Origin of the sequence: Cryobacterium psychrophilum, assembly GCF_004365915.1 — a bacterium.
In the GTDB taxonomy this organism is placed as follows: Bacteria; Actinomycetota; Actinomycetes; order Actinomycetales; family Microbacteriaceae; genus Cryobacterium; species Cryobacterium psychrophilum.
The window spans coordinates 2,410,263-2,433,470 of the sequence record NZ_SODI01000001.1 but is presented as its reverse complement, the minus strand read 5'-3'; the positions used below and the strand labels follow the sequence as shown (position 1 = coordinate 2,433,470).

The window sequence follows — 23,208 nt, the reverse complement described above, 5'->3', positions numbered from 1 at the left end:
GAATCGGGTGGCTAGCGCCTGATGGCTGATACGAGCATGGCCTCGAGCGCCAGTGCCGGTGCAACGTTGGATTGAATTCGCGTACGAGCCAGGGCGATCGCATCCAGTGTGGCCACGGTAGCTGCGGGAGCGCTGGACGCACCGGCGCTGTGCAGCTCGGCAGCAAGCTCAAGGTTAATCACGGACTTCTCTCGGCCGAGCTGCACCATCATCACATCCCGGTACAACGACGTGAGGTCCACGAGAATGCGGTCAATGCCGTCCCGCAGGCTTCGGGTCGCGCGGCGCTTTTGATCGTCTTCGAGCGCCTTAATCTGGCTGCGCAACCCGGTCGGAACCGACTGGCCAGGCTCCACGCCGAGCGAGCGCAGCACGCCCGCACGTTCGGCGGCATCTCGCTCGATCGTGATCGCCTTCGCGTCGTCGCCGGCGATGGCCAGCAGTCGCGCGGCCGCGTTGACGGCCGTCGATACCGAACGGATGCCGAGGGCCGTTCGCAGGGTCTCCTCGCGTCGCAGCCGTGCCTCGGGGTTCGTCGCGAGCCGACGGGCCATACCAATGTGGCTCTGCGCCTGCCGTGCGGAAAGCTCGGCGATGACCGGGTCAACACCGTCACGTTCCACGAGCAGGTCGGCGACGTCGCCGATGCTCGGAACGCGCAGCCGCACCGTGCGCACCCGCGAACGGATCGTGGGCAGCAGGTCGGCCTCGCTCGGCGCGCAGAGGATCCACACCGTGCGCTCGGGCGGCTCTTCGAGCGCCTTGAGCAGCACGTTGCTCGTGCGCTCCACCATGCGGTCGGCGTCTTCGACGACGATCACGCGGTAGCGCCCCACCGAGGGTGAGTATTGCGAGCGGGCGACGGCCTCTTTCACGGTGGCCATCTTGATGATGACCCCGTCGGTCGTGAGCACGCTCAGATCGGGGTGCGTGCGCGCCTCCACCTGACGGATGGCGTCGCGGTCGCCCTCGGGGGTGCCGGGGCAGATCAGCGCGGCCGCGAACGCGTAGGCCAGGTTGGAGCGGCCGGAGCCCGGCGGCCCCGTGATGAGCCACGCATGCGTCATTGACGACGAGGAGTCCGCTTCCGCCGCCGCGCGAAAGATCGCGATGGCCTCAGCCTGTCCCGTCAGGTTTTCCCACACTGCCATGAAGCTAGGCTACCTTCCGAAGCCGACAATGGCGCCCTGGCGAGCGGGCGTCAGCCCGCGCGCGGTTTCGGTGGCCGCTACGCCGGTTACCGTCGCGGGCCCCCGTTTCGGGCGCGCCGAGGGCGCCGCGCGGTTAGAGCAGCGCGGCGACACGAGCACGAACCTGCGCGGCGATCGTGTCAACGGATGCCGCGGCATCGAGCACGAGAAACCGCTCAGGTTCGCTGGCGGCCAGGGCCAGGAACGCGGCGCGCACACGCGCATGGAAATCGTTCTTCTCCGCCTCGAGCCGGTCGAAACGCTTGTTGGCGGCGTCGAGTCGACCGCGGGCATCCGTCTCGTTGAGGTCGAGCAGGATCGTGAGGTCGGGAAGCAACCCCTCGGCCGCCCACAGCGACAGGTTTCGCACCTCGTCGGCGCCGAGGACCCGGCCGGCTCCCTGATAGGCCACGGATGAGTCGATGTAGCGGTCCTGCACGATTACCTCACCGCGGGCCAGCGCCGGGCGCAGCTTGGTGGCGACGTGCTGGGCACGATCGGCCGCGTACAGCAGAGCCTCGGCCCGCGGCGCGATTTCACCACGATGGTGCAGCACGATCTCGCGAATCTCCACACCCACCTCGGTGCCTCCCGGCTCGCGGGAGCGCACAACCGTGCGCCCCTCGCCCTCGAGCCAGTCAGTGAGCAGCTGTGCCTGGGTGGATTTCCCCGCGCCGTCGCCGCCCTCGAGCGTGATGAAAAGTCCGGTCACTCCCCCGCTGCCTTCTTGGCCGCGTTGGCGGCGCGGGTAGCGGCGGCCTTCTTGGCCGTCGCGGCCTTCGCCGCCGCGGTGGGGACCTTTTTGGCCGTCGCCTTCTTGGCCGGTACCGGCGTGGTGCCGGCGTCCGCGGCCTTCTTGGCCGCGTTGGCGGCGCGGGTGGCGGCGGCCTTCTTGGCCGTCGCGGCCTTCGCCGCCGCAGTGGGCGCCTTCTTCACGGCGGGCTTTTTCGCCGGAGCCTTCTTCGCGCGCGGCGCGGCCGGTCCCTTGGCGCGCTTATCCGAGAGCAACTCGACCGCGCGATCGAAATCGATCTCCTCCACGTTCTCGGACTTCGGGATGGTGGCGTTTGTGACTCCGTCGGTGACGTAAGCACCGAAACGACCATCCTTGATCTTGATCGCCTTGCCGCTCTCCGGGTCGGGCGCTTCGAATTCCTTCAATGCGCTCGAGGCGCGACGAGCGCCGTACTTGGGCTGCGCGTAGAGTTCCACGGCACCGGCGAGGTCGATCTCGAAGATCTGGTCCTCGCTCGTGAGCGACCGGGTGTCGACGCCCTTCTTCAGGTACGGGCCGAACTTGCCGTTCTGCGCTGTGATCTCCGAGGAGGTCTCCGGGTCGATTCCCACCACTCGCGGCAGGGCCAGGAGGCGCAGGGCGGTCTCGAGGTCCACGGTGGCGAGGTCCATTGATTTGAAGATGGAGGCTGTGCGCGGCTTGTCGGCGGCAGCGACCTTCTTGGCGGCCGGCTTGCGCTTGGGCTTGACGGGCTTCACTTCGCCGGTGGCAGGGTCGACGGTTTCGGTGACGATCGACGCCGCGAGGGCGGCGGCGGCCGCTGCTGCTGCTGCTGCCACGGCCGGGTCGACGATCGGCGCGGGGTCGAGCTCGGTGACGTACGGTCCGAAGCGGCCGTCCTTCGCCACGACCTCTTTGCCGTTGTCGGGATTGATGCCGATCACACGGTCGGTGATGACGGGGGCGTCGATGAGTTCGCGTGCCTTCGCCGGGGTCAGCTCATCGGGCGCGAGCGCCGGTGGAATGTTCACGCGGCGTGGCGGTGCCTCCGGGGCGGCATCCGGGTCAATGACCTCGAGGTAGGGCCCATACTTGCCGATGCGGAGGGTGATTTCCTCGTCGATGGCGATCGAGTTGATGGTGCGCGCGTCGATTTCACCCAGGTTGTCAATCACATTGCGCAGGCCGCGGTGCTTGTCGGAGCCGAAGTAGAAGCTCGTCAGCCAGTCGAGGCGGTTGGCCTCTCCGCCGGCGATGCGGTCGAGGTCATCTTCCATCTCCGCGGTGAAGTCGTACTCCACGAGATCGCTGAAGAATTCTTCGAGCAGACGCACCACCGAGAAGGCAATCCAGTTGGGTACAAGCGACTGGCCGCGTGGAGTGACGTAACCGCGGTCCGTGATGGTGGAGATGATCGACGCGAACGTGGAGGGCCGGCCGATGCCAAGTTCCTCGAGCTTCTTCACCAGGCTCGCCTCGGTGTACCGAGCGGCCGGCGTGGTCTCGTGGCCCTTGGCCTCCAGATCGAGCAGCGCGAGGGTTTGGCCCTCTTCGAGCGGGGGCAGCTTGGATTCGGTCGCGTCGGTCGGGGCGTTGCGCTCCTCGTCCTTCGACTCCTCGTAGGCGAGCATGAAACCGCGGAACGTGATGACGGTTCCGCTGGCCGTGAATTCGGCGAGGGCACCTGATGCTGCGGGGTGCGCTGCCGTACCGGTCGGGCCGGCCGCAATGGTCACGGACGCCGTCGAACCGGTCGCGTCCATCATCTGCGAGGCGACGGTGCGCTTCCAGATGAGGTCGTAGAGCTTGAAGTCGTTGCCGCGCAGGCTGGACTCGAGCGAGGCCGGCGTGCGGAACGTGTCGCCGGACGGGCGGATGGCTTCGTGGGCCTCCTGAGCGTTCTTGCTCTTGCCCTTGTAGGCGCGGGGCGCATCGGGAACGGTTTCGGGACCATAGAGCGCAGCGGCCTGGGTGCGGGCGGCCGAGAGCGCCTGCTGCCCGAGCGACGGCGAGTCCGTACGCATGTAGGTGATGTACCCGTTTTCATACAGCGACTGGGCCACGCTCATGGTCTGGCGCGCGGTGAACCGCAGCTTGCGGGCTGCTTCCTGCTGCAGGGTCGACGTCGTGAATGGGGCGGCGGGGCTGCGTCGGTAGGGCTTGGAGGTGACCTTGGTCACCTCGATGTTGACGTTCGGTTCCTGGAGCGCCGTGGTGAGGGCGTGGGCGGAGGCCTCGTCGAGCGTGGCGGCCTTCACGGTGGGCTTGAGCTGGCCGGAGTCATCGAAGTCGCCACCGGTGGCGATGCGCTCACCGTTCAGGCGCACGAGCTTGGCGTCGAAGCCCTGCTCGGTATCGGCGGTCGACGCTGCGAGGCGAGCGAGCAGGTCCCAGTAGCCGGCGGAGACGAAGGCGAGGCGTTCGCGTTCGCGGTCCACCACAAGACGGGTCGCGGCGGACTGCACGCGCCCGGCGGAGAGGCCGGGGCCAACCTTGCGCCACAGCACGGGAGAAAGCTCGTACCCGTAGATGCGGTCGAGGATGCGTCGGGTTTCCTGCGCATCGACGAGGGCGGTGTCGAGGTCGCGGGTGTTGTCCTTGGCCGCGAGGATGGCGTCTTTCGTGATCTCATGGAAGACCATGCGCTTCACGGGGACCTTGGGCTGCAGCACCTGCAGGAGATGCCAGGCAATGGCCTCTCCTTCGCGGTCCTCATCAGTTGCGAGCAGGAGTTCATCGGCGTTCTTCAGCGCACGTTTGAGTTCGCTGACGGTCTTCTTCTTGGCATCGGACACCACGTAGTACGGCTCGAAGCCGTTTTCCACATCCACCGAGAACCGGCCGAGCGCGCCCTTCTTCAGCTCAACGGGCAGGTTTTTCGGCTCGATGAGGTCTCGAATGTGCCCAACCGAGGATAAAACCTCGTACCCGTCGCCCAGATACGCCGCGATCGACTTCATTTTTGTCGGCGATTCGACAATGACCAGCTTCTTCGTGCCTGGCACCTGACTCCTCTTTATACGTAGTGGCCGATAGATTGACCAAAGCACACCATACACACCCGAATGGCGTACCCGCCTAATTGGGGGGACGAGGGAGTCCGGCATTCGCTTCCGTGCAGCATCCGCTCTGCGGGCATTCGGGACCGCGTTGGCCGGTGTGAAATCAGCTCTTGCGACTTCGCCCCCGGCGAGGACAATAGTGCCATGGGAACAACGCAGGGCACCTACACCGCGAAGTTAACGGATGGCCCACTCCAAGGCAAGACCGTCACGACCGAGTTCCTCGATTCCGGGGATCCGCAGGCACGGATCGAGATCCCGGCGGAGGCGGGAAAACGCTATCTCTACTCCCGCGGGGCCGGTCTTGAGTTCGAGGGGTCCACCACGCCCCTTCGGCCCACGGCCGTGGAGTACCGCTACGTTGAGGCCGTTTTCGGATAGTCGGCACGTGTCACGGCGGTCCGGCCCTGGCCTCGGCGGCCAGGTCGAACACGAGGAAGCGCCGTTGCACGCTGACCGTGGCGATGAGGCCGTCGAGGGCACAATCCGTAACGGATGCCCCGCCCAGCCTTGCCGCCTCGGCCGCCGCCTGGCAGGGGTACCCGGCGGCGAATCCCGAGACGGTGTCGGCGGCGGCAAGCGCGGAGGCATCCGCTGCGTTCTGCACGGACTGGTTCATGGCGAGCGCCGCGAGCAGTGGCAGGAGCACCGCGGTGAACGTCAACGTGGCGCCCAGAATCCCGACCGCGAGCACGGAACCTGCCCCGTCTTGCTCGCCACGCCCGGCCATCACAACCCGCCAGCCAACGCGCACGACCGGGCCTCGAGACGCAGCCCGGTGAGCGCGAACGCAGCGAAGCTGCTGTCGACGCTGAGCCGCGCGCACACGAAATTCTCGTAGGTCTGAACCGCCAGGCCTGCACCACGCACCTCGTTCGCCACAAGCGCCGCCACCTGATCTGGTGCGTCGCCGCGAGACAACGCTCGGGCAGCGTCAGCCGCGGCGTCGGTCAGGCGCACCTGCTGCCCGACCACCTGCACAGCACCGAGGCAACAGCCGAGCACGAGCACGACCGCCGGCAAGACGATCGCAAGCTCCGCGGTGACGGTTCCCGCGTCGCCAGCAGAGCGTTCAGCCCACCGTGAGCGCATTGCGCACGAGGTCCGTGAGGATGGAACGTACCTCGTCGCCGCGCAGGATCACGATGAGCAGGCCCGCGAAGCCCACGGCCGCCATCGTCGCGACAACATACTCGGCGGTTGCGGCGCCATGTTCCTCGCTGAGCCACGGGCGACTCAGCCGCCTGGACAGGCGGGGGGACAAACTGCTGGACAGCCCTCCGGCTTGACCTGGAGTGGAGCGTTTGCGGTCATTCGCTTGCGGGTTAAGCATGGTCATCTCCTTCTGCGTCGTGAGACGCGATCATGGGCGGCTCGAGTACCACCACTGTGCCGCGCGGCACACTGCGCCCGGGCAGGCGCAGACGAATCCGTTCAGGCGCGCCATCCACCCGGGCCTGTGGAGGAGTCGATACAGCGCTCGACCGCTTCCGTTCAGAACGAGCCGAGGGTGGTGGAGAGAATCGACAAGACCAGCGGCACCACACCCACGAGCATGAAGGCGGGTAACACGCACACCCCGAGGGGCAACATCAGCGTCACGGCGAGTGCCTCCGACCGCCGCTGCCCCGCGCTGCGCGCATCCCGGCGGGCTTGGCTCGCCTCGCTGCGCAGCAACTCGGCTGCCGGGACCCCCGCCCGTTGCGACAATCGCAGCACCCGTCCCATCGGGTCGTCCCCTCGTGGCTCGTGCGTACCGGCGCGAGAGCGGATTCCGAAGCGCTCGCTTGTCTCCTGCACAAGGCTTCTCGCCCGGTCGACGGATGCACCACCGGCCATGGCGATGGCCATGAGATCAAGTTCGAGGCCCGGCGTCGCCTCGGCGCGCGTGGCAGCGCGCACGAGGCGTCGATTCCAGCGAGCGGCCACGTGCATGAGCCCGCCCGCGCCGAGGAGGCACAGCCATCCCGGCACGGTGAAAAAGAGCACGTGCAGCGCGTTGAAGCCCATCAAGGCGCCCACCGCGATGCCTCCGACGGGCAAGCCCATCACGAGCCGTGCGGTGGCGCGGGGGCCGGCCAGGGCCACCTGAAGGTCACGGTTCAGCTGTCCGAGCTCGCGAAAGCTCGCCGCGAGGTCACGCAGGCACGTGGCGAGCGGCGCCCCCGCTGCGGTGGCCACCGCCCATGCGGCGGCGAGTCCGAGCCAGGCGTCACCAACCTGGCCGCCGATTGACCGCGCACCGCCCGCGACCGCATCGGCCACGCTTTGGCCCCGGGATGCCGCCTCGACAGCGGCACGAATGATGTCCGCCGTCACCTGCCCGGACTCGGGTGCGGGACCGGCAAGAGGCATCCGCTCCCCGAGGCTCTGCAAAGGTGGCCACGACTGTTCAGGCGCCGACTGCTCGGGCGACGCTTCCGGCAACAGGTATGTCCACGCCGAAGCGGGAGACACGCCCGCGGAGAGCAGCACCGCGATGCGCTGGGTCACCGCCGCGACCTCGTCCAGGGGCACCGTATCGGCCCCCCTCCGCCTCGTCCAGCGCCGACCCGGCCAGCGCCGACCCAAGCCGCGCTGAGCACCGGGCGCGAGGTCCGCGCGGCGCCCCATCACGCCGGCACCACCACGAGACGATCGCGGTCATCAAGCTCGAAGCGGCCCATTCGGGTGAGCAGGCGACGTGCGCCGTATCGCTCGAGGTGCAGCACGAGTCCGATGGCACTCACGGTTTGCCGCGCGACCGCCTCCGCGCTCATTCCGGCGAGCGCACCAAGAGCCTCGAGCCGCGCGGCCACATCTTCGAGTGAATTGGCGTGCAGGGTTCCCGCTCCGCCATCGTGACCCGTGTTGAGTGCCGTCAGCAGGTCCCGCACCTCGGCTCCCCGACATTCCCCGAGCACCAGCCGGTCGGGCCGCATGCGCAGCGCCTCGCGCACGAGGGCTTCAAGCCCGATGCGCCCGGCCCCCTCGAGGTTGGCCTGCCGAGCTTCAAGCCCCACCACGTGCGGATGCGCCACGCGCAGCTCGGCCACGTCTTCGATCACCACAATGCGCTCCCCCGGGGGCGCTTCACCGAGCAGCGCCGCGAGCAGGGTGGTCTTGCCGGTCCCCGCCGCGCCGGTCACGAGCAGGTTCTCGCGGTCGGCCACGGCCAGGCGCAACCGTTCGAGCACAGCGGATGCCGCCGGTTCCCTCCCGAGCAATCCGGCAGCACTCAGGTCGGCGAGGCTCAGACGCTCGCGGCGGGGCAGTCGCACCGAGATCAACGTTCCAGAGCTGGAGGCAGGAGGAAGAACGGCGTGCACGCGGATGCCCTCGGCAAGCCGCACGTCGACGCACGGACTCGCCTCGTCGAGATGACGCCCGCCGAGGGCGATGAGCCGAACGGCCAGTTGCCTCGCCTCGGCCTCTGAGCATCGCCAGTCCGACTCGCGCTCGAGGCCCGTGCCGACATCAGCCCACAGACCGGATTCCCCATTGACGAACAGATCGGTAACGAGCGGATCGGCTGCGTACCGCGCGAGCGGGCCGAGGGCCTCGGCCCGCACGGCATCCGACCGCTCCACATCGGCAGGCACGGCCGGCAGGAGCTGCGGGGCAACGGCAGCCGCCGCACTCGGCACGTAATAGGAAGGAACAGCGATGAATGGCTCGGTCATGCGGCCGATAGTACGGGCGGCGCCACAACCGCGCTCAGCGAATGGCGGTGGGGTGCACACCCCAGAGCATGCCCACCTGTGGAGGGATGCCGCAGCTGCCAGAGACAGCTGGACTGCATTCTGCGCGGGGCCCGTGACGCGATCTGACGCGTTAAAAAGAGGGGGGCGGCACCTATTGGGGGGAACAGGTGCCGCCTAGCAACGCGCAGATTGGGGGGAACCATACGCATTGCTGGCCAGAACTTTCGTTCTGACGGATATCAGTGTACTTGGCGTGGACAGAAGCGCAAGTCCGAAGAACCCCCCTAAAGTGGCACCCTCCACACAGGGGGCATTGCGGGTGGGGCGCCACGGAATATTACGCCCCCTGTTGCGCGGTAAATTGCCACCCCATTCATAGCGGTATGGTTCAGGTGTGGCGACCCCACGCCTGCAAATTCAGCATCGCAAAGGAGCGACACCAGAAAAATGAGCGTTCAGATCGATCACCTCCTCAACGAATCTCGTCGATTCGCGCCCACTCCGGAGTTTTCTGCGCAGTCCGCAGCGAGCCCGGAACTCTATGCCGATGCTCAGGCTGACCGTCTCGGCTTCTGGTCCGCACAGTCCCGCGAGCTGCTGCACTGGCACAAGCCGTTCACCAAGACCCTCGACTGGACCAACCCGCCCTTCGCGAAGTGGTTCGAAGACGGAGAGCTGAACGTCGCCTACAACTGCCTCGACCGCCACGTGCTTGCCGGTAACGGTGACCGCGTCGCCCTGCACTTCGAGGGCGAGCCCGGCGACTCCCGTGACATCACCTACGCGGAACTCACCGCCGAGGTGAAACGAGCCACCAACGTTCTCATCAAGCTCGGCGTCAAGGCCGGCGACCGCGTCGCCATCTACCTGCCCATGATTCCCGAGGCCGTCATTTCGATGCTCGCCGTGGCTCGCCTCGGCGCCGTGCACTCAGTCATCTTTGGCGGCTTCAGCGCCGAGAGCCTGCGTTCACGCATCGACGACGCCAACGCCGTGCTCGTGATCACCGCAGACGGAGGCTTCCGCAAGGGCCGTGTCTCCGCTCTCAAGCCGGCCGTTGACGCCGCACTGCAGTCGGGGGATTCCTCGGTCGAGAACGTGCTCGTGGTCAAACGCACCGGCCAGGACGTCGAGTGGAACGACCGCGACCTGTGGTGGCATGACGAGCTCGCCTCGGTTGATGCCGAACACGAGGCCGAGGCTTTCCCGGCCGAGAACCCGCTGTTCATCCTCTACACGTCCGGCACTACGGGCGCGCCCAAGGGTATCCTGCACACCAGTGGCGGCTACCTGACGCAGAATGCTTTCACGCACAAGAACGTTTTCGATCTCAAGCCCGAAACGGATGTCTACTGGTGCACCGCCGACGTCGGCTGGATCACCGGGCACAGCTACGTTGTATACGGTCCGCTCGCGAACGGCGCCACGCAGGTTCTGTTCGAAGGCACGCCGGATTCGCCGCACCCCGGCCGCTGGTGGGAGATCATCGAGAAGTACAAGGTGAGCATTCTCTACACGGCGCCCACCGCGATTCGTACGTTCATGAAGCTGGGCCGTCAGATTCCGCAGAAGTTCGACCTCACGAGCCTGCGCGTGCTCGGTTCGGTGGGTGAACCCATCAACCCCGAGGCCTGGATGTGGTACCGCGAGGTCATCGGCGGCAACATCACCCCGGTGGTCGATACCTGGTGGCAGACCGAGACCGGCGCCATCATGGTCTCTGCGCTTCCGGGTGTCACAGAGACGAAACCCGGTGCGGCACAGGTCGCGATCCCCGGTATCGCGATCGACGTCCTCGATGACGACGGCACGCATGTGGGCCACGGCAATGGCGGCCTCCTCGTGGTGACGGAACCGTGGCCCGCCATGCTGCGCGGAATCTGGGGAGACCCGGAGCGCTTCAAGGAAACCTACTGGGACAAGTTCGAGGGCACGACCGGAGCGAAGGGCGGCCCGCTGTACTTCGCCGGCGACGGCGCCCGTCTCGACGACGACGGTGACATCTGGCTGCTCGGGCGGGTGGATGACGTGATGAACGTGTCCGGTCACCGTCTCTCCACTGCGGAGATCGAATCATCGCTCGTCGCGCATCCGCTCACCGCCGAGGCGGCCGTTGTGGGCGCTTCTGACGAGGTCACCGGCCAGGCCGTTGTGGCGTTCGTTGTGATCAAGTTCAGCCAGGCGGAAACCGCGTCGCACGAGGACATCAACGCCGTGTTGCGGGCGCACGTGGCCCAGCAGATCGGTGCGATCGCCCGCCCTCGGGAGATCTTCATCGTGGACGAGCTGCCGAAGACGCGCTCCGGCAAGATCATGCGTCGGTTGCTCCGCGACGTCGCTGAGGGCCGCGAGGTGGGCGACACCTCCACGCTCGCCGACACCTCGGTGATGCAGATCATCTCGCAGAAGATGAAGTAGCACCCCTCCAATAGGAATGGCCGCTTCCCTAGGGAAGCGGCCATTCCTATTTGGTCGGTGTCGTCAGGCGAAGGCCACGATGAATTCGACCTCGACGGGGGCATCGAGCGGCAGCACGGCCACGCCCACAGCGGAGCGAGCGTGCTGGCCCCGCTCGCCGAAGACCTCGGCGAGCAGCTCCGAGGCGCCGTTGACGACTCCGGGCTGGCCGGTGAAGGCCGGGTCGGATGCGACGAAGCCGGTGACCTTAACGATCTGCGTGATGCGGTCGAGGGAACCGATGGCGCCCTTGATCGCCGCGAGGCCATTCAAGGCGCACAGGCGCGCGTAGGTCCTGGCGTCGGCGGCCGGAACGAGTCCGTGTCCGTCGCCCACCTTGCCGGCGGCCAGGAGCGCCCCCGAGACCATGGGCAGCTGGCCCGCGGTGTATACCAAAGAACCAGCGACCATGGCAGGCACATAGGCGGCAACCGGGGGCACGATTGGGGGCAGTTCGATGCCGAGTTCGAGTAGACGAGCCTCAACCTGTGACATGACTAGGCCCCTGCCACGGTTGCGGCCACGATCGGACGCTTCATATACGCCACGAGCCCACCTTCCGGTCCGGTGACAACCTGAACGAGTTCCCACCCGTCAGAGCCCCAGTTGTTCAGGATCGCGGCGGTGTTGTGAATCATCAACGGCGTTGTGAGGTACTCCCAGGTGGGCATGTGACTCCTATTGAGGCGGATTTCCAGATTTGTCGCTTACGCTCAATTCTATGTCTGCCAAAAAACGTACGGTGAGCGGAGCCATCTCGGGGCTCCTGGCCTTCATCGGTATGAGCGCTGTCGCCGGGGTCCTTGTGACCGTCGCCGTCACGCCCGCCCTGGCCCTCTCGGGTATGACCGCCACCAACACGATCAACGTGTTCGAAAACATGCCGGACTATCTGTCCATCGACCAGCTCGCCCAGAAGAGCAACATCTACGCCAAGCAGGCCGACGGAACCCCCGTGCTCCTCGCCTCCTTCTATCAGCAGAACCGCGTAGAGGTGGCCTCCGACGCCATCAGCCAATTCGTGAAGGACGCCGCCGTCACCGGTGAAGACCCCCGTTTCTTCGAACACGGCGGAATCGACCTGCAGGGAACCGTGAGCGGCGCCGTGTCAACGCTCACCGGCGGTGCAACCCGAGGCGGGTCATCCATTACCCAGCAGTACGTGAAAAACGTGCTCGTGCAAAAGTGCGAGGCCATGAACGACGCCGACAAGCGCAAGTCCTGCTACAACGACGCCACCGAGGTCTCCATCGACCGCAAGCTCAAGGAGATGCGGCTCGCAATCGGCGTGGACAAGAACTACGCGAAGGAAGACATCCTTCGGCAGTACCTGAACATCACCGGCTTCGGCGGAACGGTGTACGGCATCGAAGCCGCCGCGAACTACTACTTTAATACGACTGCGGCGGACCTCACCCTCCCCCAGTCGGCGAGCCTTGTGGCGATCGTGAACAACCCGGTGAAGTACCAGCTTGACCGACCCGACAGTGAAACCAACGGCGCGGCCAACGGTTACGCCGATAACAAGGTGCGTCGCGACTACATTCTCGGCGAGATGCTGCAGTACAAGAAGATCAGCCAGGAAGACCACGACGCAGCAGTCGCATCCCCGATCGAGCCGACCATCACGACCTCGGCCACCGGCTGCCAGGCCGCCGGCGCCAACGCCTACTTCTGCAACTACGTCACGCATGTTCTCAAGAACGACCCCACCTTCGGCAAGGATGCAGACACTCGCCTCTCGAACTTCCGTCGCGGTGGCTATGACGTCTTCACGACCCTTGATCTCGACCTGCAGAATGCGGCCATCGCGACCCTCGACGAGAACGTGCCGAAGACCATGCCCAACTGGGACGTGGGCGGTGTCGTGTCCAGCGTGGGAGTGGGAACCGGCAAGGTGCTGGCGATGGCCCAGAACAAGGACTACACGCAGGACCCGAACCAGACCGGCGACAACTTCACGGCCATCAACTACAACACCGACCAAAACACGGGCGGTTCGCTCGGCTTCCAGCCCGGGTCGACCTACAAGGTCTTCACCCTGGCCGAGTGGCTGAAGGCGGGCCATACGCTCAACGAGCGGGTGGACAGCTCTCGAAAGTCCAACTGGGGAACATTCGAGGACAGTTGCGACGGCCCGCAGACCTTCCCCGGCTTCAACCCGCGCAACGACGCGAACGAGTCCGGCCGCAACTACAGCGCGCTGCAGTCCACGATCGGTTCCATCAACACCGGTTTCATCGGAATGTCCAAGGAGCTTGACCTGTGCGCCATCCGCAGCACGGCCGAGGCCTTCGACGTGCACCGCGCCGACGGCGGCGAATTGGAGAAGGGCGCGAGTGCGGTTCTCGGCACCAACGAGATCGCTCCGCTCACCATGGCCACCGCGTTTGCCGGCATCGCCAACAACGGATCAACCTGCACGCCGATCGCCATCGAGTCGATGGTGGCCGCCGACGGAACCGACCTGCCCGTGCCGAAGTCCGTCTGCACCCAGTCGGTTGAACCCGAGGTCGCTGCCGGAATGACGTACGCCATGTCGCGCGTCATGACCAGTGGAACCGCCCAGCAGTCCTATGCGGCCACATCACCGCGCGTTCCCGTGATCGGCAAGACCGGCACCACCGACTCCGCGAAAGACACCTGGATGAGCGGCTCAAGCAGCAACGTGGCCACGGTTGTCGGCGTCGTGAACGTGAGCGGAACCTACCAAAACCAGCGCACCACTCGCTTCCCGAGCGGCTACGCATCGACCGCGCGACACCGCATGTGGCCCGACATCATGTCGGTCGCCAACGCGAAGTACGGCGGAGACGCATTTATGGAGGCCTCCAACGCCGTGTTGCGGGCCGTTCAGGTGAAGGTGCCCGACCTCCGCGGCAAGTCCATGTCAGAGGCCAAGTCCAAGCTGACAGCCGCCGGCTTTGAGTTCACCGACAGTGGAGCCATCGACTCGGCACTGCCCGAAGGAACAGTCGCGAGCACCAACCCAGCCGGTGGCACCACTGCCGACCGTGGTTCGACGGTCAGGGTGTCCTCGAGCAACGGAAGCGGGGTGGTGATTCCGGACACGGTCGGCAAGACCGAGGCCGAAGCCAAGGCCATACTCACCGCCGCGCCCTATGAGTTCAAGGTCACCAAAACCGACCAGGACGTGACCGACCCGAACCAGAACGGCAAGGTCATCTCGATGTCGCCGGAGGGTGGAACCGGCGCGAAGCCGGGCGCGGCCGTGACCATCGTGGTGGGCAAGATGACGCCGCCCGCTGCCGGGACTCCCCCGGGTCAGGCGGCGAAGGAATGACCCGGGTGAGCTCGGCGGACATCCTTGACCTCCTGAAGCTGCAGGACGCCGTGCACGTGGCACGGGCGACCCCCTCTCGCACGGGCGGCGGCGGGCGCGTCGTGGCCGCGGCATCCGTTCTCGTCGCGGCGACCGGACTCGCGGCCTTCGCCTGGGGCGCGCTCGTTGAGCGCCGGCGCTTCACCCTGCGTGAAGCAACCGTGCCCGTGCTCGCGCCCGGGGCGGCGCCGATTCGGGTGCTGCACATCTCCGACCTGCATATGGCCCCGTGGCAGCGGGACAAGCAGGAGTGGATTCGCACTCTCGCGGTGCTGAAGCCCGATCTCGTGGTGAACACGGGCGACAACCTCGGTCACGCAGACGGGATCGACGGCGTTGCGTTTGCCCTCGCGCCGTTCAAGGGCGTGCCCGGCGTGTTCGTGAACGGCTCAAATGACTACATCGGGCCGCAGCCGAAGAACCCATTTCGCTATTTCAGTGGCCCATCGAAGCGGCGGGACAACGGCGGCCCGAGCGACGGCCTCGACACGGACAAGCTGCGCGGTGTCTTCGCTGACCTCGGCTGGACCGATATCAACAACGCCGCGGAAGCGCGTGATCTCAACGGCACGCACGTGGAGTTCTTCGGCGTGGACGACCCGCACATCGGGCGCGATCGTCTCGACCTGATCACGCGTGCGATCGATGACATGCGTGCGAACGATCCCCTGGCCGATGAGCACTGGCCCGACCCGGAGACGGCGGCCGAACCTCGCCCGACGGTGACGATCGGGGTGGCGCATGCGCCCTACCAGCGCGTCTTGAACTCTCTCGTCAACCACGGTGCCCAGCTCATCCTTGCCGGGCACACGCACGGCGGCCAGGTGTGCGTTCCCGGGTTCGGTGCGCTCGTGACCAATTGCGATATTCCCAGACGTCAGGTGAAGGGACTCAGCCTGTGGAATCTGGGGCTCCGCACGGCTTTCCTGAACGTGTCTGCCGGCCTCGGTACCTCGATCTACGCTCCGGTGCGTTTCGCCTGCCGTCCGGAAGCGACCCTGCTCACACTGACTGCGGCCTGATCCGCTGCTCCACTCGGGGAAACGCCCGCCATCGTTCGGTTAGCCAGACGGGCCCAACAGGACCTATACTGAGTGAGGCCCACGGGCCATCGGGGTATGGCGCAGCTTGGTAGCGCGCGTCGTTCGGGACGACGAGGTCGCAGGTTCAAATCCTGTTACCCCGACTGTAGGGATAACACCCCCACTCTTCGGAGTGGGGGTTTTATTGTTTCCCCAAGTGATACTCATCCTCTGGCGAATGGACCGACGCGAATGTCGAAAACTGACCCTCAGCTCCGCTCCGCCCCGGTCATCTCTCGCCGGGCATGGCAAGCGCTCATCGTGCTCCTCGCCGGAATGTTCATGGCGCTGCTCGACACCACCATCGTCAACGTGGCGCTCCCCACAATTCGAACGAGCCTCGACGCCTCCGAAGCAACACTCTCCTGGATCATCTCCGGCTACGCCCTGGCTTTCGGACTCGCGCTCATCCCGGCCGGTCGCATCGGCGACCGGATCGGGCACAAGTGGGTGTTCTTCACCGGACTCGCGCTCTTCACGGCGGCGAGCCTGGCGTGCGGTCTCGCGCAGAATGACCTGCAGCTCATCGTTGCCCGCGTGGTCCAGGGCCTCGCCGGCGGAATCTTCGTCCCCGCGGTCACCGCGGTCATCCAGTTGATGTTCCCGCCGCGGGCTCGCGGCAAGGCGTTCGCGATCCTGGGCTCGGTCATCGGTGTGTCCACCGCCCTCGGACCGATCGTGGGCGGGCTCATCATCCAGGCCTTCGGCGACGAAAACGGCTGGCGACTCGTATTCTGGGTGAACCTCCCCATCGGTGTCGTGGCGCTGATCGCCGCTGCCCGGTTGCTGCCCTCGCGCGCCGAGGCATCCGTTGCCGGTGGCGGCACACCCGGCGCCGCAGCACCCGCCCGCGTCGCCCTCGACTGGGTGGGCCTGCTGCTCGTCTCCGCGGGCCTCGTCGCCCTGCTGGTACCGCTTATCGAGGGTGAGGACCAGAGCTGGCCGTGGTGGACCTTCGTCTCGCTCGCCAGCGCCGTGGTGCTCATTGTGCTGTTCGCCGTGTGGGAGGTCGCGTACGCGCGGCGCGGACTCAGCCCGATTGTTCCGCCGCGCCTGTTCAGCCACCCGGCCTTCACCGGAGGTGTCATCCTCGCGCTCGTGTACTTCGCCGCGTTCACCAGTATCTTCTTCACCATTTCGATCCTGTGGCAGGCCGGCCTCGGCCACACCGCGCTCGAGTCGGGGATCGTGTCCATTCCGTTCGCCATCGGCAGCATCATTGGGGCGTCACAGAGCCATCGACTCGCTGAGCTTCTCGGCCGTACCATTCTCGTGATCGGGGTGGCGCTCGTCACCGTGGGCCTCATCTGGATCTGGCTCGTTCTGCTGGTCACCCCGGTGGGCGACCTCACCAACTGGCACCTGCTCGCGCCGCTGCTCATCGCGGGGCTCGGCAGCGGATGCTTCATCGCACCGAACGTGCAGTTCATCGTGGCGACCGTGCATCGCACAGAGGCCGGCGCGGCCAGTGCCGTCGTCGGCGTGATGCAGCGCGTGGGCAGCGCAATCGGCATCGCGGTGATCGGGAGCGTCTTGTTCGGCACCCTCACCGTGAGCGGGCCTGGTCCCGATGCCCTCGCAACGGCCTTCACGGCAAGCGCCACGAACGCCATGGCCGTCAGCGCAGCCTTCAGCGTGATTGCCCTCGTGCTGGTCTTCGCTCTCCCGAAGCGCGTCGCAGCGGCCTTCTAGATTGCGACAGCCGCTCCTTTTTCCCGACCAACTCGCAGGCTGCTCGACTCTCTGACGCCGGAGCTTTCCGGAGTGTCTATCATTATGAGATCAATGGTGAGCGGCCGGGTTGTGCCTTTTTGCCATGCACCCACTGCCCAGAAGTGGAGGTGTGAGCATGAACGACGCACGTTTGCGGCGTCATGCTTCCCTGCACCGCCTCGCGATCGTGCTGAGCGTTGCCTATCTCGCGGCACTCGCCCTCATCGCCTTCTGGCCCACTCCCGTGGATCGCGGCGCTCATGGCCCCCTAATCTCGATACTCGCCTCGCTTCAGCGCCATGGAGCTCCCGACTGGCTGACTTACAATTTCGTGGAGTTCGCGGCCAATATCGCTCTCTTCGTACCGGTGGGCCTGCTCGGCGTGATCCTGCTCGGGGCGCGGCGTTGGTGGCTCGCCATTTCCGCGGGCTTTGTCGCTAGCTTCTTTATTGAATTCGGGCAGCTGATCTTTCTGCCCGGCCGATTTGCCACCGTGAACGACGTGATCGCCAATACCTCCGGGGCCGTGATCGGCACGGTAGGGGCACTCGTTGTGCTCGGTCTCGTGCATGTATTACCCGTAGCGGGCCCACGGCCCCCCACTGCGCATAGGTCATATACCCCCTAGATCAGCGCTGCGCGACAAGGCCCCTAGAGTGGGGGTTGTGCTGGATTCCTTACGTCGTTTACTGCGAAAGCTGCGGAACCGACGCCAGTGCGCCCTGTGCGGCGTCAAGACCCACGCACCGGTTGCGCGTTATGGCGCGCTACGATTCTGCTGCCGTGATCACCGTGCCGAATGGCACGCCAGCACCGTTCTCTAACAGCCCGCTAAGGTCTAGGCCCCCGCGGCGAGCGTGGGAATGAGCGTCTCGAGGTAGGCCGCAGTGTCTTCCCAACCTTCAACAGCCACGCACTCGACACCGAGAACCTTCACGGGGTAGTCATTGCCGTTCTCATCGAGGCGGTCACCAATGAACAGCATGTCCGAGAGCGGCACGCCGGTCAGTACCGCGAGGCGCTTCATACCGTAGGCCTTGTCGATGCCGCGGCGGGTGATATCCACGGATGTCGATCCTCCCGACCGCACTTCGAGGTCGGGCAGCAGGGCCTGAACCTTCTCACGCAGGGAATTCTTCTTCTCCCCGGTCGGATCCCACTGCACCTTCCTGGCTACCGGGGCGGACTGCCCGAGCGCCGAGAAGGTGATCTGTGAGCCGCGGTCTTCGAGAATCGGACCCCAGGTGTCGGACTCCCAGTAGCCGAGCTCGCGCGCTGCGGCCTCCACGGCGGCGAGTGCCCGGGACTTCTCGTCGTCACTGAGGTTCTCCGCGTACACCTGGGTCCAGTCGCCCTTGGAATGACGGTAGTACTGCGTGCCGCACGTGGGCAGCAGATGCAGGCCGGTGAGCGCCTCATCGGAGACGTTCTCGAGGTTGTCAACGAGCTGCATTCTGAACTGCGAGAAGTTACCGCCGGAGATGACGCACACCACGGCCACGTCGAGCAGGCGCACCAAGAGGGCGGCCATGCGCGGGTCGAGCGGGGACTTCGACGCAGCGAGGGTGTCGTCGAGATCAAAGGCCACCAGGCGGGGCAGTGCAGTCATAGGTGTTGTTCCTCACAGTTCGGCCCCAGCCGCCAGCGCCCCGGCGCCGTAGGGCACATGCAAGCCTAGCCGCCCGCGCGCAGACGACCTCGCTCACGCCCACGCTGCTGGTGGAATCGGAACCTGAGCAGGAATCAGGAATGTCGGTGGTGTCTGCTTGAATTGGGTTATGGAGAACAACGAAGAAGTGCCTCCAGAAGAGGATGCCGCGGGCCCCGTCCCGCCCGACACACCCGCAACTGCACCCGACCCGACACCCCTGACGACCCCGGTGAAGCCAATGCTGGCCATTACGAACGGTGACGTTCGTCCGTCTGACGTTGCGCGCATTCGCCGGGTGATCGACAACGCCCAGGCCGTACTACTCGACAGTATTACCGCGTTCGACCGGCTGATCAACATGGCTCACGCCGCCCGCGCGGTCGTCATCGCGGACGCGCACCGGTGGACAACGAGCACCGCGCAGTCCGGGCGGCCCAACGGGTCGCACGACCTCACCGAGTTTCAGTGGTCCGATGCGACGGCCGCACACGAAGGATTCATCGCCGAGCTCGCCGCACTGCTGAAGCTTCCCGAGGGATCCGCGCGGAACCTGCTCACCGAGAGTGAGCTGCTCCAGTACAACCTGCCGCGCACACACCGGGCGCTGCTGGACGGGGACATCAGTTACCGGCACGCGCAGGTCATCATCGACAACGCCCTAGCGTTGCCCGACTCAGCGATGGACACTTACGAGACGGAGGTGCTCACCGACGCCGAGACCCTCACGGTGCCGCAACTGAAGAAGAAGGCCATCACCCTGCGGGAACTCTCCCACCCGGAGACAAGCCGGGCCCGGCACACCACCGCCGTCAAAGACCGCTGTTTCGGGGTGCATCCGGCCCGTGACGGCATGGCGTACCTCGAAATGACCCTGACCAACGATGATGCCAGCGCCATCAACGACCGGGTCGAAGCGATGGCGCGCAGCCTCCGCGTCACCGGTGAGGAGCGCACCCTGCCGCAGCTGCGCTGCGACGTGGCCGTCGACCTGCTGCTGAAGGGCGTCACCGAAACCGGGCTCGGCGCCGGCGTCGTCGGCAACGTGTACGTCACCATCCCCATCCTCACCCTGATGGGCAAAGGCGACGAACCCGCCATGCTCGAAGGATTCGGGCCGATCGACCCCGAGACCGCACGCCGACTCGCCGGCACTGCCACCGGGTTTCACCGCATCCTCATCCACCCCGAGACCGGCGCGATGCTCTCCTTCGGCCGCGACACCTACCGGGTGCCCAAAGCCCTCCGTCGCTACCTGGAGGTGCGCGACGAGACCTGCCGTTTCGTCGGCTGCAACAGAAGAGCCCGGCACTGCGACATGGACCACACCACGGCATGGCAGTTCGGCGGTGAAACCACCTTCAGCAACCTCGCCGCGCTCTGCGGCCGATCGCACAAACTCAAGCACGAAACCGGCTGGGACGTGAGCCAAAACGACCAGGGAACCCTCACCTGGACCAGCCCCGCCGGCAAACACTACGCCACCCACCCCGCCAGCAGAATCCGGCCACCACTCCTACCCCCAGACCTCACCCCACCCCCGGTCAAAAAACCCCGAATCGACCACTGGGCCCAACCCCTCACCTACGCCACCGACACCCCCTTCTAAGAACCGGGGAACAGACCGCTCGTGCGGTGCGGCAGGAACGCGTAGCCAGTCCACGAGAGCCCTTCACGTCACGCCTGCCCGCCTGCCCGCCTGCAACGATCACGTGCGATCAGCTCGCCGCGATGAGTTCCTGCACCCTCCCGAGCTGCCGCACGATCGCGTCGCGGAAGGCGGCCGACTCGCGCACGTCGGCGGGGAAGATCTGCTCCAGGGCCAGAAAACGTTCTACGAGCCCGACGGGGTCCTCGGCGATCGCGTCGGCACGCGCCGCCGTTTTCTGCAGTAGCTCGGCGAGCGGGTCATCGAGGCGGGTTCCGTGCACGGTCAGCGTCGAAACAACGAAGGTGATCCATGCCGCCACGGTCAGGGCGAGCCCCTCGGGCGTGTGTGCAGCGGCCAGGCAATCCACGACGGTACCCAGGATGCGGGTGGGGAGTTTCTGCGAGCCGTCCATTGCCACCTGCACGGTGGTGTGCGGCAGGTTCGGGTTGGTGAAACGTTCAAGCACGCTATCGCTGTATTCCGCCAGGTCGAGGCCCGGCGGCGTCTCCAAAGTCGGAAGAATATCTTCGTCAATGACACACCGTGCCGCGGCCCGCAGGACTGGATCAGCAATCGCCTGTGCGATTGTGGCGTAGCCCTTCAGCGCGCCGAGGTAGGCGAGCAGCGAATGGGTGGAATTCAAGATGCGCAGCTTCGTACGCTCGTAGGGGGACACATCCGTTGTCAGAATAGCCCCAGCCTTCTCCCAGGCGGGCCTCGGACCCCCAAAGTTGTCTTCGATCACCCACTGAATGAACGGTTCGGCCACGACCAGGGCGGCGTCCCCCAGGCCCAGCAGCTGCGCCGCCTCCGCACGGTCGGCGTCCGTTGTGGCCGGCGAGATGCGGTCGACCATGCTCGAGGGGAATGTGACGGATGCCTTGAGCCACGCCTCGAACTCGTCGCGCGTTGTCGAGGGTTCGAGCGCCGCCACGAGCGATCCGACGACGGCGCCGGTGACCGAGCCGTTGTCGACGAGGTTGTCGCAGGAGAGCAGGGTGAAGGGCCTCGCGTTCTCACGGAAGCGGCGCGCCAGCCCGCGAACGAGCAAGCCGATGGGCGTGTGGGAGGCAGGGAAGGCCTCGTCACCGTGAAGGCGGGGCTCGCCGCGCAACTCGCTGTTGACGAGGTCACGATCGTGCTGCACCGCTGGCAGATCAAGGTCGATGCGGCCGTCGGCGGCTCGGAGGTAGCCCTTTTCGGTGATGGTGAGCGTCGCGATGTGCGTCGTCGGCCTGGCAAGTGTCTCGACAACCAGTTGGGAGTCGCGGCCCGGCCATGCGACCTCGCGCACCGATCCCACGACCCGCAACGACGTGTGCTCTGCGCCCTTCTGCAGCACGCCGTACAGGCAATCCTGTGGGCGCAATTGGTCGACGACCGATTCTGATCGGCCCGTGACCCCGAGAATTCCCCAGTTCGTCTCCCCCGCAGCCGCGGCAGCATCCTCTGTGAAGACCGCCTGGTGCGCGCGGTGGAAGGCTCCGATACCCAAGTGCACGATACCGATCGATAAGCCCGCCGGGTCGATAGCCGGCAGAGTGACCGAGGCACTGGTGCCGGCGAGTCGGATCAGGGTCGCAAGGGACAGGCGTTCGGATGCGGTTTCACTCGTCATGGATTCTCCAGGCCCTACGAACCACGCCGGTTGACTGCCGCACGACGAGCTCCACGGGGATCTCAAGATTTGATGGGGGCGCCGTGGAACGGCCCAGCACGGTGTCAAGCAGGGCATCAACGCTGGCTCGCCCCATCTGGATGCGCGGAGAATCCACCGTGGTGAGGTTGGGCCAGACCAGGGCGGACATTGGCACGTTGTCGAAGCCGGCCACGCTGATATCGCCCGGAACGCTCAGGCCGCGATGACGCAGGCGATCCACGAGTCCTGCGGCAACGAGGTCGTTGAAGGCAACGATGGCCGTCGCGCCGCTCGCGATCGCGAGGTCTGCCGCCTGGACCCCACCGGCGAACACTGGCGGAAAATTTCCGATTTCGACGAGCTCAATGCCAGCGGTCTCGGCCGTATATTCGCGGAGGGCCAGCGCCCGTTCCCGGTTGGACCAGGAGTTGAGCGGCCCGGCCGCGTAGGCGATTCGGCGATGCCCCAGGGCTACGAGATGGCGCATGACCGATCGCGCTCCGCCACTGTTGTCAAACGTGATTGACGAAATGTCGGCCAGCGTGCGGTTGATCACAATGAGGGCACCGTCCTCAGCCGCTTTCGCCACGTTCTCGTCGGAACCGCGCGGCGAGCAGAGAATGACGCCGTCGACCTGTTTCCCCAGGCTTCGCACGACCTCGTCCTCCAGCGTGGCGTCCTCGTCGGTGTCGGCGATGAACACGGCGTAGCCGGCGGCGCGGGCGCGGGCCTGCACCCCCTTGCAAATTGAGCCGAAGAACGGGTTTTCCAAATCGGGCACGACGAGGCCAATGCTCCCGGTACGCCCGGTGATGAGCGCGCGAGCGTTGCGGTTTGGCCGGTAGCCCATGGTTCGAGCCGTTTCCTGCACCTGGTGGCGCGTGGCCTCGGCGACCTGCTCCGGGTTGGCCAGGGCGCGGGAGACCGTGGAGATGGAGACTCCGGCGACACGGGCGACATCACGAATTGTCACAGACATGTTGGGCACCACCCTCTTCGCATCT

Annotated in this window: 20 protein-coding genes and 1 tRNA gene; 8 read left to right on the top strand and 13 right to left on the bottom strand. The window is 66.1% G+C overall.

What is annotated here, in order from left to right; genetic code table 11:
• Positions 1 to 11 precede the first annotated feature (11 nt).
• The 3 genes from EDD25_RS11440 to topA all read right to left on the bottom strand — a co-directional run bounded on the left by EDD25_RS11440 (position 12) and on the right by topA (position 4,931).
• A complete protein-coding gene (locus EDD25_RS11440; protein ID WP_134173382.1) occupies positions 12 to 1,151 on the bottom strand; it encodes a DNA polymerase III subunit delta' in 1,140 nt (379 codons plus the stop codon).
• Positions 1,152 to 1,284: 133 nt separating this feature from the next.
• On the bottom strand, positions 1,285 to 1,902 hold the full coding sequence (gene tmk, locus EDD25_RS11435; RefSeq protein ID WP_134173381.1) for a dTMP kinase: 618 nt from the start codon (positions 1,900 to 1,902) through the stop codon (positions 1,285 to 1,287).
• Positions 1,899 to 4,931: a type I DNA topoisomerase gene (gene topA / locus EDD25_RS11430; protein ID WP_134173380.1), complete on the bottom strand. Its 3,033-nt coding sequence runs from the start codon at positions 4,929 to 4,931 to the stop codon at positions 1,899 to 1,901. The genes tmk and topA overlap by 4 nt, the downstream gene beginning before the upstream one ends.
• Before the next feature lie 201 nt (positions 4,932 to 5,132).
• Between topA and EDD25_RS11425 the strand changes: the two genes are divergently transcribed.
• The gene (locus tag EDD25_RS11425) at positions 5,133 to 5,369 is read left to right on the top strand and encodes a hypothetical protein (protein WP_134173379.1); all 237 of its coding nucleotides are present in this window, start codon (positions 5,133 to 5,135) and stop codon (positions 5,367 to 5,369) included.
• Between the two features lie 10 nt (positions 5,370 to 5,379).
• On the opposite strand, the gene EDD25_RS11420 is transcribed toward EDD25_RS11425, so the two are convergent.
• The 5 genes from EDD25_RS11420 to EDD25_RS11400 all read right to left on the bottom strand — a co-directional run bounded on the left by EDD25_RS11420 (position 5,380) and on the right by EDD25_RS11400 (position 8,650).
• The gene (locus tag EDD25_RS11420) at positions 5,380 to 5,742 is read right to left on the bottom strand and encodes an Rv3654c family TadE-like protein (protein WP_241986460.1); all 363 of its coding nucleotides are present in this window, start codon (positions 5,740 to 5,742) and stop codon (positions 5,380 to 5,382) included.
• Positions 5,718 to 6,080 carry a TadE family type IV pilus minor pilin gene (locus EDD25_RS11415; protein WP_134173378.1) on the bottom strand — a complete coding sequence of 121 codons (363 nt, stop codon included), beginning with the start codon at positions 6,078 to 6,080 and terminating at the stop codon, positions 5,718 to 5,720. The genes EDD25_RS11420 and EDD25_RS11415 overlap by 25 nt, the downstream gene beginning before the upstream one ends.
• Positions 6,061 to 6,252: a DUF4244 domain-containing protein gene (locus EDD25_RS11410; RefSeq protein WP_422386792.1), complete on the bottom strand. Its 192-nt coding sequence runs from the start codon at positions 6,250 to 6,252 to the stop codon at positions 6,061 to 6,063. The genes EDD25_RS11415 and EDD25_RS11410 overlap by 20 nt, the downstream gene beginning before the upstream one ends.
• Before the next feature lie 230 nt (positions 6,253 to 6,482).
• On the bottom strand, positions 6,483 to 7,505 hold the full coding sequence (locus tag EDD25_RS11405; RefSeq protein WP_198418874.1) for a type II secretion system F family protein: 1,023 nt from the start codon (positions 7,503 to 7,505) through the stop codon (positions 6,483 to 6,485).
• Between the two features lie 95 nt (positions 7,506 to 7,600).
• Positions 7,601 to 8,650: a TadA family conjugal transfer-associated ATPase gene (locus EDD25_RS11400; protein ID WP_134173376.1), complete on the bottom strand. Its 1,050-nt coding sequence runs from the start codon at positions 8,648 to 8,650 to the stop codon at positions 7,601 to 7,603.
• A 468-nt stretch (positions 8,651 to 9,118) separates the two neighbouring features.
• On the opposite strand from EDD25_RS11400, the gene acs reads away from it, so the two are divergent.
• A complete protein-coding gene (gene acs, locus EDD25_RS11395; protein WP_134173375.1) occupies positions 9,119 to 11,089 on the top strand; it encodes an acetate--CoA ligase in 1,971 nt (656 codons plus the stop codon).
• A gap of 63 nt (positions 11,090 to 11,152) precedes the next feature.
• On the opposite strand, the gene EDD25_RS11390 is transcribed toward acs, so the two are convergent.
• Both EDD25_RS11390 and sp36 read right to left on the bottom strand, forming a co-directional pair.
• A complete protein-coding gene (locus EDD25_RS11390; RefSeq protein ID WP_134173374.1) occupies positions 11,153 to 11,623 on the bottom strand; it encodes a RidA family protein in 471 nt (156 codons plus the stop codon).
• A 2-nt stretch (positions 11,624 to 11,625) separates the two neighbouring features.
• Positions 11,626 to 11,799, bottom strand: a complete 174-nt coding sequence (sp36, locus tag EDD25_RS11385) for a Sp36 family protein (RefSeq protein WP_134173373.1) — start codon at positions 11,797 to 11,799, stop codon at positions 11,626 to 11,628.
• A gap of 50 nt (positions 11,800 to 11,849) precedes the next feature.
• Here sp36 and EDD25_RS11380 point away from each other — a divergent pair, with 50 nt between their 5' ends.
• The 5 genes from EDD25_RS11380 to EDD25_RS11360 all read left to right on the top strand — a co-directional run bounded on the left by EDD25_RS11380 (position 11,850) and on the right by EDD25_RS11360 (position 17,894).
• Entirely contained in the window at positions 11,850 to 14,432 is a 2,583-nt protein-coding gene (locus EDD25_RS11380) for a transglycosylase domain-containing protein (RefSeq protein ID WP_134173372.1), read from the top strand.
• The gene (locus tag EDD25_RS11375) at positions 14,429 to 15,493 is read left to right on the top strand and encodes a metallophosphoesterase (RefSeq protein ID WP_134173371.1); all 1,065 of its coding nucleotides are present in this window, start codon (positions 14,429 to 14,431) and stop codon (positions 15,491 to 15,493) included. The genes EDD25_RS11380 and EDD25_RS11375 overlap by 4 nt, the downstream gene beginning before the upstream one ends.
• A 90-nt stretch (positions 15,494 to 15,583) precedes the next feature.
• Positions 15,584 to 15,657: transfer RNA gene (locus EDD25_RS11370), tRNA-Pro, on the top strand.
• An 88-nt stretch (positions 15,658 to 15,745) separates the two neighbouring features.
• Complete coding sequence (locus EDD25_RS11365; RefSeq protein ID WP_134173370.1) at positions 15,746 to 17,245, top strand: MFS transporter; 1,500 nt, start codon at positions 15,746 to 15,748, stop codon at positions 17,243 to 17,245.
• 157 nt (positions 17,246 to 17,402) lie between these two features.
• Positions 17,403 to 17,894 (top strand): VanZ family protein, encoded by a 492-nt coding sequence (locus EDD25_RS11360; RefSeq protein WP_166671285.1) that lies wholly within the window; start codon positions 17,403 to 17,405, stop codon positions 17,892 to 17,894.
• Positions 17,895 to 18,104: 210 nt separating this feature from the next.
• Here the strand turns inward: EDD25_RS11360 and EDD25_RS11355 are convergent, their stop codons facing one another.
• On the bottom strand, positions 18,105 to 18,875 hold the full coding sequence (locus EDD25_RS11355; protein WP_134173368.1) for an HAD-IIB family hydrolase: 771 nt from the start codon (positions 18,873 to 18,875) through the stop codon (positions 18,105 to 18,107).
• A gap of 169 nt (positions 18,876 to 19,044) precedes the next feature.
• Between EDD25_RS11355 and EDD25_RS11350 the strand changes: the two genes are divergently transcribed.
• Positions 19,045 to 20,523 (top strand): HNH endonuclease signature motif containing protein, encoded by a 1,479-nt coding sequence (locus tag EDD25_RS11350; protein WP_134173367.1) that lies wholly within the window; start codon positions 19,045 to 19,047, stop codon positions 20,521 to 20,523.
• A 109-nt stretch (positions 20,524 to 20,632) separates the two neighbouring features.
• Here the strand turns inward: EDD25_RS11350 and EDD25_RS11345 are convergent, their stop codons facing one another.
• Both EDD25_RS11345 and EDD25_RS11340 read right to left on the bottom strand, forming a co-directional pair.
• On the bottom strand, positions 20,633 to 22,183 hold the full coding sequence (locus tag EDD25_RS11345) for a mannitol dehydrogenase family protein (protein ID WP_134173366.1): 1,551 nt from the start codon (positions 22,181 to 22,183) through the stop codon (positions 20,633 to 20,635).
• Positions 22,173 to 23,183: a LacI family DNA-binding transcriptional regulator gene (locus tag EDD25_RS11340; RefSeq protein WP_134173365.1), complete on the bottom strand. Its 1,011-nt coding sequence runs from the start codon at positions 23,181 to 23,183 to the stop codon at positions 22,173 to 22,175. Before EDD25_RS11340 ends, EDD25_RS11345 begins: the two co-directional genes overlap by 11 nt.
• Between the last annotated feature and the right edge of the window lie 25 nt (positions 23,184 to 23,208).

Coding starts and splice junctions, on each gene's coding strand:
- EDD25_RS11390 (WP_134173374.1), bottom strand. CDS start 11,623: ATGTCACAGGTTGAGGCTCGTCTACTCGAACTCGGCATCGAACTGCCC.
- EDD25_RS11400 (WP_134173376.1), bottom strand. CDS start 8,650: ATGACCGAGCCATTCATCGCTGTTCCTTCCTATTACGTGCCGAGTGCG.
- acs (WP_134173375.1), top strand. CDS start 9,119: ATGAGCGTTCAGATCGATCACCTCCTCAACGAATCTCGTCGATTCGCG.
- EDD25_RS11375 (WP_134173371.1), top strand. CDS start 14,429: ATGACCCGGGTGAGCTCGGCGGACATCCTTGACCTCCTGAAGCTGCAG.
- EDD25_RS11355 (WP_134173368.1), bottom strand. CDS start 18,875: ATGACTGCACTGCCCCGCCTGGTGGCCTTTGATCTCGACGACACCCTC.
- EDD25_RS11415 (WP_134173378.1), bottom strand. CDS start 6,080: ATGCGCTCACGGTGGGCTGAACGCTCTGCTGGCGACGCGGGAACCGTC.
- EDD25_RS11345 (WP_134173366.1), bottom strand. CDS start 22,183: ATGACGAGTGAAACCGCATCCGAACGCCTGTCCCTTGCGACCCTGATC.
- EDD25_RS11365 (WP_134173370.1), top strand. CDS start 15,746: ATGTCGAAAACTGACCCTCAGCTCCGCTCCGCCCCGGTCATCTCTCGC.
- EDD25_RS11425 (WP_134173379.1), top strand. CDS start 5,133: ATGGGAACAACGCAGGGCACCTACACCGCGAAGTTAACGGATGGCCCA.
- EDD25_RS11440 (WP_134173382.1), bottom strand. CDS start 1,151: ATGGCAGTGTGGGAAAACCTGACGGGACAGGCTGAGGCCATCGCGATC.
- EDD25_RS11350 (WP_134173367.1), top strand. CDS start 19,045: ATGGAGAACAACGAAGAAGTGCCTCCAGAAGAGGATGCCGCGGGCCCC.
- EDD25_RS11360 (WP_166671285.1), top strand. CDS start 17,403: ATGAACGACGCACGTTTGCGGCGTCATGCTTCCCTGCACCGCCTCGCG.
- EDD25_RS11380 (WP_134173372.1), top strand. CDS start 11,850: ATGTCTGCCAAAAAACGTACGGTGAGCGGAGCCATCTCGGGGCTCCTG.
- EDD25_RS11340 (WP_134173365.1), bottom strand. CDS start 23,183: ATGTCTGTGACAATTCGTGATGTCGCCCGTGTCGCCGGAGTCTCCATC.
- sp36 (WP_134173373.1), bottom strand. CDS start 11,799: ATGCCCACCTGGGAGTACCTCACAACGCCGTTGATGATTCACAACACC.